Genomic DNA, 12887 nt, shown 5'->3' with positions numbered 1-12887 from the left:
TTTTATAATCATACACAGAAAATTTATGAGGAATACTAAAACTTTCTGGAAAAAGAAAGAGAGTCACACGAGGTGTGGCTCTCCTTTGGAGTATGATGTATTGTTTGGAACTTACATGGCAAAAGCATTAAAACCTCCGTCAACAACAGCAACGGTACCGGTGACGAATTTTGCAGCTTCTGACATCAGATAGTGGATTGTGCCACAGAGTTCTTCAGGATCACCCATGCGGCCGAAGGGAGTCTGACGAATCACATCCTGACCACGCTGTGTGAAGGTACCATCGGGATTGGTCAACAAAGCACGGTTCTGTTCGGTAATGAAGAAACCGGGAGCAATGGCGTTGACGCGAATTCCTTCGCCAAACTTCTTGGCACATTCTGTTGCCATATATGCTGTGAAATTGCTGATACCAGCCTTGGCAGCAGCATAACCACATACGCGAGTCATGGGACGGAAAGCAGCCATCGAAGAGAAGTTGATGATGCTACCTTTTCCCTGAGCTACCATGGGACGAAGAAATACTTGGGTGGGGATGACCGTTCCTGTGAGGTTCAGATTGAGAACAGTCTGGAACTGTGAGGCATCGAGGTCGAAGAAGGTTTTATCGGGAGCGATGGTAGCGCCCGGCATATTACCTCCCGCAGCATTGAGGAGAGTGTCGATACGTCCGTATTTACGCATGATGTCGTCGCAGTTTTGCTGAACGACCTCTTGGTTCATGACGTCAGTTTTCATAAACTCACACACGCCACCTGCTTCGCTGATGTCAGAAGCAATTTTCTGTCCAACCTCTTCCTTACGGCCGAGGATGATGACTTTGGCTCCTTCAAGGGCCAGATACTTAGCGATGGCACGTCCAAGAACGCCTGTTCCGCCTGTGATGACAACAACGTTGTCTTTAATGTTGAAAAGGTTGTTATTCATAAAATCCGGGTTGTTTGTATTCTATTCCTAATTCACGGTCAACGGTGGCGAGAATGCCTTGTACTTGTCCCATGGCAAACATACGTCCGAGGAACGAGTAGCCTGCATTATAACCTTTAGTCTCGTCGCCAAGCATTGTCATGCCGTGATCCACACGCATGGGCAACGCAGGATTCTCTTGTTCGAAAATACGTGCCAGTTCGATGATATCGGCACGTCCTCCAAGGTGTGAGGCTTCTGTAAAGTCGCCATTGGGGAAGATATGACAAGAGCGGAGGTGTACGAAATGGGTGCGTGGTGCAAATTTACGTGCCATCTCCACCACATTGTTATAAGCGCCAGCAGAGAGACTCCCAGCGCAGAAGGTCAGTCCGTTGTGCTTGTTAGGAACAGCATCAAGGAACCATTGGATATCTTCTTGGGTGCGTACGATGCGTGGGAGACCGAGAATCTCGATGGGGGGATCGTCGGGATGCACACACATGTTCATATCACACTCTTCGCAGGTAGGCATGATAGCGTTGAGGAAGTATTTCATGTTTTCCCTCAGTTGATTCTTGTCAATACCATCATAGTTTGCGAGCAACTGGTGGAAGAGTTCGAGGGGGTGTTCGTCGCCCTCTTTGAAGTTGCCACTTACAAAACCTTGCGTTTTGATAACGATGTTTTCTACCAGTTGATGGTCTTTCTCTGGAGTCATGGTTTTGGCGAGCGCATCAGCCTCTTCCAGTACGTTACGTCCTTCACCTACGCCAGCTGGGAATTGGAAGCGTGCCCATTCTTCGCGTGCGCCTTGTCTTTTGAGTATATAAATATCGAAATAGGCAAATTCTGCATAAGAGAAGAATAGGTTTGACGAACCGTTAGGATTCGCGTGAAGCAAGTCTGTACGAGCCCAGTCGAGTACGGGCATGAAGTTGTAACAGATGGTATGGATGCCTTCAGCCGATAGGTTGCGGAGCGATTCCTTATAGATTTCTATCTGTTGGTCACGGTCAGGACCTCCGTATTTGATAGTCTCTACCACGGGTAATGATTCCACGACGCTCCATCGCATGCCGTAGCTTTCGATATATTCGCGGAGATCTTTGATTTTTTTCCTGGTCCAAACTTCACCAAGAGGTACGTCGTGAAGAGCAGTTACGATGCCTTCCACACCGATTTGTTTTAGCATGGCAAGCGTTATCTTATCGTTTTTGCCAAACCATCTCCATGTTCTTTCCATAGTTGTTGATCTGTTTTTGTTATTGTTATTGTTAGTTTTTGGGTAATGTTAGTCTTTCAGTTGTGCTTGAACAGCAGCCAAAGCCCGAGGCCAGTCGGTATCGAGTGAGAATCGTGTGATGCTGCTGGCATTGTTTAGATAGCTGTGTGCAGGTTCTTCTTCCTTGTCGTTGAAGAGTGGGTTTGACACGGAGGCATCGATAAAAATCTTGGTGATCTTCACTTGTGCAGCATCGGGCATATTATTCATTTTTACCAGTTGCATGATATATGCCGTAATGAAATTGTTCAGTCCTAATGCCTGTTCGTCAAGATAGAGTACTGGTGCGTCTGGCATCTGTTCCTGCATGCTTATTGCAAGATAATTGAGCGCATCGAGTTTAAACTGATTGATCTGTTTCATGATTGGCAAAGTCTGTTCGTTGCTCACAGCATCGAAGGCTTTGTGTTTAATCTCGTTGAAGATATCCTGTGCTTGCGCATTAGCACAGAAAGCCATCATTAGTACAATAAATAACTTCTTCATATATAATATGTTATTGTTGTTTGATTAAGTAAATCTTGTTAGTGATATTGTTGGGTAGTTCCTCTTCGTAGTGGGTCACCATGACCATTGTCTTGTGTGGACGTTGGCAGAAGGTTTCTATCACATCTTTCACCAAACGGCGATTGTAGAGGTCGAGCCCGTGGAGTGGTTCATCAAGGATAATGAGTTGTGGGTCTTTAACGAAGGCACGAGCCAAGAGTACGAGTCGTTGTTCACCACTTGACAGTTTGAGAAAGGGTCTGTCGTAGAGTCCTTCGAGTCCGAAGATATCCATCCACCATCTGCATATTTCGTATTCTTCGGGATTGGGTTTGACGTAGAGTCCTACAGAATCTTTCAGTCCGCTTGCTACGATGCGAACGGCAGGAAGGTCTTTTTGATAAGCTCTATGCATTTCAGGAGATACATATCCAATATGTCGTTTGATGTCCCAGATGCTCTCTCCCGATCCGCGTTGTCTGTCGAAAAGTGTTATGTCGCAAGCATAGCTTTGAGGGTTGTCGGCGCATACCAGAGAGAGAAGAGTGGATTTTCCGCTTCCGTTCTGTCCGCTGAGCGCCCAACGCTCTCCATCGCATACCGTCCAATCGAGTTCTTTCAAGATGGTTCGTTCTCCATAGCGTATGCCCACCTGATGCATGGCAATAACCTGATGTGCTGTATAGTCATTGGCTTTGTTGGGCAATTGGATGATAGCTTCGCGTTTCTCTTCGGAGAGGACGTGTGAAGGTATAGTTGGTTGTCTGTTGTTGTATTCTTCTAATGTGCATTTGGGTTGTACCACTCCTTGTTTGACCTCCACGACATGCGTGATGAAGTCTGGAATGTCATCAGTTTTGGAGAGCACAAGGATGATCTGTAGCGCGCGCTCATGAGCCAGGGTGCTCAGCAATACTTTGAGTTGGTCGCGTGTTGTGGCATCGAGTCCAATAAACGGATTATCCATGATTAGTACGCGAGGATCTGCAAGGAGCGTCTTAGTGAGCTGGAATTTGCGCAGTTCACCACTCGACAGACTGATGATATATTTATCAGTTAGCTGTTGGATATGGAAGAGTTCGTATAGATGTTGTTGTAAACCTCGATGTTCTGGTGTATCTTCGCCTGCCATTTGGTATGCCTCTTCCAAGAGGTCACCCACACGTGGAGTCTCAGGGTCTATATCGTGTTGATTCCATCGTTGCTGGAGGTAATATGCTCCGTCAGACGTACCGTATGAATCGCGAAATGTGATGTATCGTATGTTGTCTGAAACCAACGGTTTTGTACTTGGTGAGAAATCGTATTTAGGAGGCTGCAACCGTAAAGGATGTCTGCCGGTAATGATATCTACGAGCATGGATTTTCCACTGCCGTTGCGTCCTACAATGGCGATATGTTCGCCGTCGAGAGATTGGAAATCGACGGGTTGAGCCATTCGCCATTCTTCCATACGGGTGACACCCTGTTGTATATCAATTATTTTTTGCATATTCTATTCTGATTTTTATTGGCGAAGTCTTTCCAGCTACGATAGTTGGCCTGTGATTCTGGTCTTCCCATTTGCAGAAAATGGCAATAGGCTGCGGCCAGCGCATCTGTTGCATCCCGGAATTTTGTTAAAGCGTCTGCATCAAATTTCAACATTCGTTGTAGCATTCCTGCTACCTGTTCTTTGGATGCCGAACCGATACCTGTTATTGCCATTTTGATTTTCATCGGAGCATATTCATGAATAGGAACTCCATGATGGATGGCTGCAGCGATGGCTGTACCTTGTGCACGTCCGAGCTTCAGCATGGTCTGTGCGTTCTTTCCGAAGAAAGGTGCTTCAATAGCCAATTCGTCGGGCAGATAGGCATCGATGATTCCCGTGACTCGCTCGAAGATGTGTCCGAGTTTAAGGTAGCCATCTGGAAATTTTCGCATATCGATAACTCCCATCGTCACCATTTCGGCGTGATGGTCCACCACTTTCAGCACACCATATCCCATGATATTCGTGCCAGGGTCGATACCTAATATGATTTTTTCCATTTATTTTGTTTTGCAAAGTTAGTCAATTCGTTTGAATTATTTCCCTTTTCTGATGACAAAATATCCAATATGTTGTTGGTTGTCGTGTTGTCGTGGCGAAACAACCTCATATACGCCATCTGGCAGAAACCCTACGGGGATTGCTGTGTCAGCGGGATGGGTGGCAAGTGTTTGTCCTTGCATAGAACAAATGGCAATTGTGGTAATCTCCCCAGTCAGCAGTTCGGTAGGAACGTGAAGAGTTGTACCATCGCAGTCGAGTAGGGAAGTCTTAGCCTCTTGTTGAGCAGTCGTTCGGTTAGGTTGAGCAGGCTGGCTCTCCTGTCCGTAGCGATCTACTGCTGATACTGCGAAGTGAAGTGGTGCTTCTGTTTTCTGTCGTTTGATTTCTATTGTCGTATCTTGCCAACGGATGGCGACGATGTTGTTGGCATCATTTGTGTTGACAGGATAGTGAGTAGAAGCATAGACGGTATAGACGATGTATTCGTTGGGATGCTGTGAGGTAACAGGAGCCCAAGACAACCGGTAGCCCGATGGAGACGGAGTTGCCGAGAAGTGCTGTGGAGCCGCAGGCGCAGGTGTTGATGTCTTGAGGGCAGGGGTGAGCGCCAATGTGGCATCGAAACGACAAACGAAGTCGTATATGCCCTTCACATTGTCTGTGAGGAATTTTGTACGGAAGTAAGCATGTCCCAATCCCATTTGTCGTGCCACATTCATTTGTCTTTCAACAGCCGACAGCGACCAGTTGCGCTCTTTGGGTGAGAGCATATAAATGCCCAGTCCTGCTGCTGTTTGTCCATCATAACGGTTGTCGCTCCAATCGCTGGCAAAGGGATAAAAGTGTTTGCCGTCGAAATACATCATCGGATAGAGTTGATCCATTATTCCGTCACGTAACCATTGCTGTGCATCTTGACAAACGCGTGTGTATGCATTCCACCCATAGCTTTCTTGTCGGTCGAGGTCTTTGTATTTTCCGATAGGAGAACAGCTCATTTTTACCCAAGGTTTGATGGATTTCACCCTTTGGCTAATTGCCTGTGCGATGCGAGTAATATACGTACGTCCCGTCTGCCTGTTGATATTAATTTTCCATGTTTCTGGGTAGCGGATGTAGTCGAGATGGATTCCGTCCACATCGTAACGCTTGGTAATGTCGCCACAAAGGTCTGCCAGATAGTCTGCAGTACCAGCCGCTTCAGGATTCATATATGCCTCGTCTCCTATACGTTTGACGAGGCGTGGGTTGCGTCGCATTAGGTTGCGAGCTCCAGCTCCATTCCATTTACCTATCGGAATGGTAACCACCCAAGCGTGCAGTTCCATACCTCTGCGATGACATTCATCGATGGCAAACTGCAGGGGATCGTAGCCGGGATTTTGACCGGGATTGCCCGATGTGCATCCGTCCCATGGCTCTTGTGTAGAGGGGTAAATGACAGTACCGCGGATACGCGTCTGAAAGAGCACGGTATTGACGTGAGCCTCTTTCAGAAGGTCGAGAGTGCGACATAGTTCTTCTTGTTGCCGACGTATAGATTTAGGAGACTGCGCATAGTTATGCGGCCAGTCTAATCCACCTACTGTGGTGAGCCATGCTGCCCTTAATTCATGCTTCGGCTGTGCTTTACAGGAGAGCGCAAAGAGTGCGATGAGGATATATAAAAAGGTTGTCCGTTTCAATTTATTAGAGTTTTTGTGCACAAAGGTACAAAAAAGTTGGTAGAACGGCGTTCAAACTATAAAGTTTTTATTATCTTTGCACGAAGTTTATAAATAACAACTAAAAAATGGTATCTTTTATATTGAGTCTTGTGGCTCTGATTTTGGGATATCTTCTCTATGGACGCTTTGTGGAGAAGGTATTCGGTCCAGACGACCGTGTGACGCCAGCTGTTGCTAAGGCTGACGGTGTTGACTACCTTGTACTTCCTGGATGGAAGATTTTCATGATTCAATTTTTGAACATTGCCGGTACTGGTCCTATTTTCGGCGCTATTCTGGGCGCGAAGTTTGGTCCTGTGGCTTATCTGTGGATTGTGCTCGGCTGTATTTTTGCCGGAGCTACGCACGATTATCTCAGTGGTATGCTTTCCATGCGTAATGACGGAGCCAGTCTGCCTGAACTTATCGGCAAGTATCTGGGCCGCAATGCCAAGATGGTGATGTTGGCCTTCACCGTACTGCTGCTTATCATGGTCGGTACGGTATTTGTATATTCCCCAGCCGAGATCCTTCATTCGATATGGGGTTCGAGTCTGTTTTGGATTATAGTCATTTTTGCTTATTATGTAATTGCAACCATGTTGCCAATCGATAAGATCATAGGAAAGATCTATCCTCTTTTCGCTTTTTCGTTGCTTTTTATGGCAGGCGCTCTTATGGTGATGCTCTTTGTGAAGATGCCTCAGCTTCCAGAGCTATGGACTCATTTTTATAATATGGGTGCAGAAGCCGAACCGGAGAAATGGACAGATCAGATATTTCCTTGTCTCTTTATCACTATTGCCTGTGGTGCCATTAGCGGTTTCCACGCTACTCAAAGTCCATTGATGGCTCGTTGTGTGAAAAGTGAGCACATGGGACGCCCCATCTTCTATGGTGCCATGATTACCGAAGGAGTTGTTGCCTTGATTTGGGCTACCGTATCATCTTGGTTCTTCTATGGCAGTCCAGCTCCTGGATACGAACTGATTGCTGCTGTGAATACAGGATTTTCGACATCAGCCCCTGCGGTCGTAAATATCGTTTGTAACGACTGGTTGGGTGTGGCAGGTGCTATTCTTGCCTTGTTGGGTGTCGTAGCTGCCCCTATTACCAGTGGTGATACTGCATTCCGTTCTGCCCGTCTGATCATTGGTGAATGGCTTCATATCGACCAACGTCCAATCATCAAGCGTCTTGCCATTTGTCTGCCCTTGTTTATATCCTCCATCGCCATGTTGGTTTGGCAGATAGAAAATCCTGATGGCTTCAATATCATTTGGCAGTATTTTGGATGGGCAAACCAGACGCTTAGTGTATTTACCCTATGGACATTAACGGTGTATCTTGTACGCCAGAAGAAACCCTATATCATCACGCTCATACCTGCGTTGTTGATGACAACGGTGTGTACCACATTCCTCTTTGTCTCCAAACAAGCATTCCACCTGCCTGAAAACATCGGATATCTGTTAGGCATCCTCTGTCTGGTTGTAGCTCTTGTGTGGTTTATTGTCTGGTACAGAAAAGAAAAAAGCAAATTAGTATAAACTCTTAAATACAAAAACATTATGTTAAGTGTAGAACAACTCGTGGATCAACTTATTGATCTCTCCTTTGCCGAAGATATTGGCGATGGTGACCACACCACTTTGTGTTGTATTCCTGCTGACGCCATGGGAAAATCGCATCTACTCATTAAGGAAGATGGTATTCTTGCTGGTGTAGAAGTTGCCAAAGAAGTGTTCCGTCGCTTCGACCCAGAAATGCAGGTAGAAGTACTGATGGGTGACGGATCGAAAGTGAAGAAAGGCGACATTGCCATGGTAGTAACAGGTAAGGTGCGCTCTTTGCTTCAGACAGAGCGTCTGATGCTTAATATCATGCAGCGCATGAGTGGTATTGCCACCATGACCAATCGTTATGTAGAACGCTTGCAAGGTACAGGAACACGCGTGCTCGATACCCGTAAGACCACACCAGGTATGCGCATGTTGGAGAAACAGGCCGTGAAGATTGGCGGTGGTGTGAACCATCGTATTGGCTTGTTTGACATGATTCTGTTGAAAGACAATCATATAGATTTCGCAGGAGGCATTGTTAATGCTATTGACCGCTGCCACAAGTATCTTGAAGAAAAAGGACTCCATCTAAAGATAGAAATTGAGGTACGCTCGTTTGATGAATTGCAGCAGGTTCTCGATCATGGCGGCGTAGATCGCATCATGCTCGATAATTTCTCTGTTGCTGACACCAAGAAGGCGGTTGACATTATCGCACATCGTTATGAAACAGAGTCGAGTGGTGGTATTACCTTTGATATCATTCGCGACTACGCCGAACAAGGTGTTGATTTCATCTCGGTTGGCGCTCTGACCCATTCTGTCAAGGGATTGGATATGAGTTTCAAGGCTTGTTAGATATTGATGTATAACTATGAAATTTCACGATAATGTTACAATGTAAACGAATGATTCTTTCGGTGAGCATGCTGATGGCAACCATGATGGCCACCGAAGTGGAAGCTTGCACCAATTTTATTGTCGGCAAGAAAGCCAGTGTTGACGGATCGGTCATCTGCAGTTATAGTGCAGATTCCTTTGGCTCTTACATGCCACTTTATCATTATGCAGCAGGTAAACATGCTAAGGGTACTAAGCGTAAGGTTTATGAATGGGATACCAATAAATATCTTGGCGAGATTGATGAAGCAGAAGAAACCTATAATGTAGTTGGAAATACCAACGAATGGCAAGTTACTATTGGTGAGACTACGTATGGCGGTCGTGAGGAAATGGTTGATTCTACAGGTATCATCGACTATGGTTCACTCATTTATATCGCCCTGCAACGTTCACGCTCAGCTCGTGAGGCCATCCGCGTAATGACCTCTCTTGTAGAACAATATGGTTATTGTTCAGAAGGTGAGACATTCACCATCTGTGATGCTGACGAAGCATGGATTATGGAGATGCAGGGATGCGGTCCTGATCGAAAGGTATCCAAAGAGCGTACCGTATGGGTTGCTTTGCGTATTCCCGATGATGCTATCTGTGCACACGCCAACCAGAGCCGTATCGGACGTTTTAATATGAAGGACAATAAAAACGTTCTCTATTCAAAGAATGTGGTGAAGTATGCCCGTAAGATGGGATGGTACACTGGTAAGGATGAAGATTTCGCATGGAAATGGACTTACGCAGCTCCCGATTTCTCTGGTCGCCGTATTTGTGATGCTCGTGCATGGAGTTTCTTCAATCACCATAAGAAGGGAATGGAACGCTATCTGCCATGGGTACTCGGTAAGGACAAAGATGCCGAGGATATGCCTTTGTGGTTAGTACCTGACAAGAAACTGAGTGTTGCCGATGTCATCAACGACATGCGTGATCACTATGAAGGCACCCCGTTGGCTATTGATTCTACCGACATCGGAGGAGGAATCTGGCAGATGCCATATCGCCCGACACCTCTTTACTATAAGGTTGATGGTAAAACTTACTTCAACGAGCGCCCAATCTCAACCCAGCAGGCATCCTTCGTATTTGTTTCGCAGATGCGTTCTTGGTTACCTCGTGAGGTAGGAGGATGTTTCTGGTTTGGCAACGATGATGGCAATATGGTGGCATTCGTGCCTATCTATTGTTCGATGACCCAGCGTCCGGAATGCTTCAATGCACCAGGAGCTGATGCCATCACTTTCAGCGACCGTAGTGCTTTCTGGGTGTGCAACTGGGTGAGCAATATGGTTTATCCCCGTTATTCAGCTCTCTTCCCCGACTTGAAACAGGTGAGAGACTCTTTGCAGCAGTCTTATTTCGACCAACAGGCAGAAATAGAGGCGAAGGCACAGACGATGGAACCTGCACAGATGCAGAAGTTCCTCAATGACTATAGTGTCAATAAAGCACAGCAGATGCTTGCTCGTTGGAAGCAGTTGGCTACCTATCTTATCGTTCGCCATAACGACATGGCAGTCAAACCTGTAGATGCTCAGGGACGATTCTTGCGTAGCGAGTATGGTTTTGGTAAAACTGTTGAACGTCCTGGTTATCCTCAGCCGTTTGCTCGTCGCCTTGTCAAAGAAGCTGGCGATCGATATAGTAAACCTGAATAAAAAAGCTACAATAAGCCTAAATCCGGTCATAAGGATTTGGGAGAGATTAAATAATCAGCACACTGGTTTCCCCGACCGGTGTGCTTTTTTTATTTGCTTGTCCAGGAATGCGAATATTTTAAGGTTCTGTATAGAGAAAAAAGATAAAAAACTTGGTAGTGAGTCAATTAGTTTGTATATTTGCATATTGGTTAACCACGACCATATCATATTACTAACACCTAACCAGATAATATATGACCAAAATCGTAACTGTTTCAACCTCTGTGCTTGTCAAGAGTGTTTTGACGATATTTGTGTTGGCAATAGCATTGTCAGTCCAAGCAAAAAGTCAATATGACGGCTTCAAGACCGCCCACCTTCAACAGTTGTATAAGAATGCAGAAGCAGCCATTTATAATGATAATGCCATGCAACTTTCACAAATGCTGATGAGAGAAGGAAAGAAGCAGAACGATACGCTTGCCATTACTGAAGCCTATACGCAGCAAGTGTATATTTATGCGCTGAAATATAAAAATCCTAATAAGGCGCGTGAAATCCTTTACGAACTGAAACAGCACTATCCTAAGCGTATGAATGCCATTTTCAACTGCTTTCGCTTTGTGATGTATGGTTATCAGAACAACGGACTATTCCATACTGCAATGGTCATAGCACGCGAAATGACAAATATTTCCCAAGAACCTCGCTGTGTGATAGAAGGCAAAAGTGCTATCTATGAACACTATAATGATACCAATAATGAGCAAATGGCATTGAATACTATGCAGGAACTCTGTCAATATATTGACCGCACCTTCCCAGGTGAAAAGATCAAAAAAGCCTATATGGCAGCGACCATATTCTCTGAAATGGCATTAGCGGCTTGCAGCAATGGTAAGAATGCTTTGGCGTTGAAGTATCTGAAGCGTACTAAGGAACTCTACGATAAGTATAAAGATGACTATGAAAAGCGCGACCATCCATCGCAACATTGCCTGTGGGCATTTCAATTGAATCGGTATTGGTATATTTATGGCACCTATTGTTTGCAACATGATACAAAGAATAGCAAACCGAAAGGTGACAACATAGAATTGTCAACCGTGCTAAAAACATTATTAGCAGACAAAAGCGATGATTCAAAGCGCTATTACTATAATCTTGTTATGGAACACGCTATGAACCAAGGCAAATGGCACCAGGCTTTACAAGCTTCCGATTCTATTGTCGCTATCAAGAAACGTATGGAAATAAATCCATATACCAGTTTGTATTTTAAGAATCGTGCAGAAATATTGGAACATCTGAGAGACTATAAAGGTGTCGTAGAATGTTATAAGAAACTGGTGGAAATCAACGATTCTAATCGTCTGGCGGAGGCACGTAGCAGTACGGAGGAATTCTCACAAATTCTTGGATTGCATGATCTTCAACGCCGCAACTCTGCTATTCAGGAAGAACTCGAACATAAGAAATTGCAAGAGGCATATTTCTTTATCTTTGTCTCTGTTGTCATATTGATCGTATTAGGATTGTGGCTCTTCTCGGTATTAAGGGCACGCAAAAAATTGCAGAGAGCTTATAATGATGTGTCGTGTGCACTTGAAATGAAAACCAATTTCATCCGTAATATCCAACATGAGATTCGTACGCCGCTCAACGCCATTGTGGGCTTCTCTCAGATTGTAGATATGAATTATGCAGATAATCCTGAGTGTAAGGAGATGACCAAACTCATCGTCGATAATGGCGTCTTATTGACTAAATTGATCGACAATATTATTGATGTGTCCGATGTTGAGAGCAGACAGTTGAAGGTAAGTACTTTCAATCCGGTAGCATTACTCCACGATACAGTACGTCAGATGGAACATCATACAGAATGTTCGTTTGAAATAACAACGCAAATAGAGCCAAATTCCGACCAGACATTCTGCAGTGATATGGATCTCATAGGCAAAGCGTTAGCACTCGTTATTGATAATGCTACAAAATTTGCAAAAGAAGGTCATGTGGTGTTGAACTGTGCCATAGATGGAGATCTCTTGCGTTATACGGTGACCGATAACGGTCCTGGTATTCCTGCCGATAAGCAAGAATGGGTTTTCGAACAGTTTACAAAGATTAATCCGTTTACTGTAGGTACGGGTATTGGACTTCCTCTGTGCCGTGCCATAGCCCGCCGCTTGGGAGGAAATGCAAAGATAGATGCCTGTTATACGCAAGGATGTCGCATCATTATAGAAGTGAAGCGTATGAAAGGGTAGAGGAGTTGTATAACAGAGCAACAAAAAAAATCGCTGTCCTCATCATGAGAACAGCGATTCCATTGTCTATATTAACCTTTTCACATCGGAGGCT

The 12887-nt window shown here is 45.1% G+C and carries 10 protein-coding genes; 4 read left to right on the top strand and 6 right to left on the bottom strand.

What is annotated here, in order from left to right:
• Nucleotides 1-111: 111 nt before the first annotated feature.
• The 6 genes from CIK96_RS11840 to CIK96_RS11815 are packed head-to-tail and all read right to left on the bottom strand — an operon-like array spanning nucleotide 112 to nucleotide 6403.
• Nucleotides 112-927, bottom strand: a complete 816-nt coding sequence (locus CIK96_RS11840) for an SDR family oxidoreductase (protein WP_094440692.1) — start codon at nucleotides 925-927, stop codon at nucleotides 112-114.
• Nucleotides 920-2152, bottom strand: a complete 1233-nt coding sequence (gene uxuA / locus CIK96_RS11835) for a mannonate dehydratase (RefSeq protein WP_094440691.1) — start codon at nucleotides 2150-2152, stop codon at nucleotides 920-922. Before uxuA ends, CIK96_RS11840 begins: the two co-directional genes overlap by 8 nt.
• A gap of 48 nt (nucleotides 2153-2200) precedes the next feature.
• The gene (locus tag CIK96_RS11830; protein WP_144007529.1) at nucleotides 2201-2677 is read right to left on the bottom strand and encodes a hypothetical protein; all 477 of its coding nucleotides are present in this window, start codon (nucleotides 2675-2677) and stop codon (nucleotides 2201-2203) included.
• Between the two features lie 10 nt (nucleotides 2678-2687).
• Entirely contained in the window at nucleotides 2688-4169 is a 1482-nt protein-coding gene (locus CIK96_RS11825) for an ATP-binding cassette domain-containing protein (RefSeq protein ID WP_094435854.1), read from the bottom strand.
• Complete coding sequence (gene ruvC, locus CIK96_RS11820) at nucleotides 4157-4714, bottom strand: crossover junction endodeoxyribonuclease RuvC (RefSeq protein ID WP_094390482.1); 558 nt, start codon at nucleotides 4712-4714, stop codon at nucleotides 4157-4159. Before ruvC ends, CIK96_RS11825 begins: the two co-directional genes overlap by 13 nt.
• Nucleotides 4715-4750: 36 nt before the next feature.
• Nucleotides 4751-6403, bottom strand: coding sequence for a glycoside hydrolase family 10 protein (locus tag CIK96_RS11815; RefSeq protein WP_094440689.1), 1653 nt, complete (start codon nucleotides 6401-6403; stop codon nucleotides 4751-4753).
• A gap of 107 nt (nucleotides 6404-6510) precedes the next feature.
• On the opposite strand from CIK96_RS11815, the gene CIK96_RS11810 reads away from it, so the two are divergent.
• From CIK96_RS11810 to CIK96_RS11795, 4 genes are all read left to right on the top strand, one after another.
• A complete protein-coding gene (locus CIK96_RS11810; protein WP_094390480.1) occupies nucleotides 6511-7974 on the top strand; it encodes a carbon starvation protein A in 1464 nt (487 codons plus the stop codon).
• Nucleotides 7975-7995: 21 nt separating this feature from the next.
• On the top strand, nucleotides 7996-8844 hold the full coding sequence (nadC, locus tag CIK96_RS11805; protein ID WP_094440688.1) for a carboxylating nicotinate-nucleotide diphosphorylase: 849 nt from the start codon (nucleotides 7996-7998) through the stop codon (nucleotides 8842-8844).
• A 50-nt stretch (nucleotides 8845-8894) separates the two neighbouring features.
• Nucleotides 8895-10541: a dipeptidase gene (locus CIK96_RS11800; protein ID WP_094440687.1), complete on the top strand. Its 1647-nt coding sequence runs from the start codon at nucleotides 8895-8897 to the stop codon at nucleotides 10539-10541.
• 236 nt (nucleotides 10542-10777) lie between these two features.
• Nucleotides 10778-12793 (top strand): sensor histidine kinase KdpD, encoded by a 2016-nt coding sequence (locus CIK96_RS11795; RefSeq protein WP_094440686.1) that lies wholly within the window; start codon nucleotides 10778-10780, stop codon nucleotides 12791-12793.
• Nucleotides 12794-12887 lie beyond the last annotated feature (94 nt).

Source organism: Prevotella sp. P4-98 (genome assembly GCF_002251405.1).
Taxonomy (GTDB): domain Bacteria; phylum Bacteroidota; class Bacteroidia; order Bacteroidales; family Bacteroidaceae; genus Prevotella.
The sequence above is the reverse complement of the archived record's forward strand: the minus strand, read 5'-3'. Positions and strand labels throughout refer to the sequence as shown.

Excerpts from the sequence above, each read along its gene's own strand:
- ruvC (WP_094390482.1), bottom strand. The coding sequence starts at position 4,714 with ATGGAAAAAATCATATTAGGTATCGACCCTGGCACGAATATCATGGGA.
- CIK96_RS11825 (WP_094435854.1), bottom strand. The coding sequence starts at position 4,169 with ATGCAAAAAATAATTGATATACAACAGGGTGTCACCCGTATGGAAGAA.
- CIK96_RS11795 (WP_094440686.1), top strand. The coding sequence starts at position 10,778 with ATGACCAAAATCGTAACTGTTTCAACCTCTGTGCTTGTCAAGAGTGTT.
- CIK96_RS11830 (WP_144007529.1), bottom strand. The coding sequence starts at position 2,677 with ATGAAGAAGTTATTTATTGTACTAATGATGGCTTTCTGTGCTAATGCG.
- nadC (WP_094440688.1), top strand. The coding sequence starts at position 7,996 with ATGTTAAGTGTAGAACAACTCGTGGATCAACTTATTGATCTCTCCTTT.
- uxuA (WP_094440691.1), bottom strand. The coding sequence starts at position 2,152 with ATGGAAAGAACATGGAGATGGTTTGGCAAAAACGATAAGATAACGCTT.
- CIK96_RS11840 (WP_094440692.1), bottom strand. The coding sequence starts at position 927 with ATGAATAACAACCTTTTCAACATTAAAGACAACGTTGTTGTCATCACA.
- CIK96_RS11810 (WP_094390480.1), top strand. The coding sequence starts at position 6,511 with ATGGTATCTTTTATATTGAGTCTTGTGGCTCTGATTTTGGGATATCTT.
- CIK96_RS11800 (WP_094440687.1), top strand. The coding sequence starts at position 8,895 with ATGATTCTTTCGGTGAGCATGCTGATGGCAACCATGATGGCCACCGAA.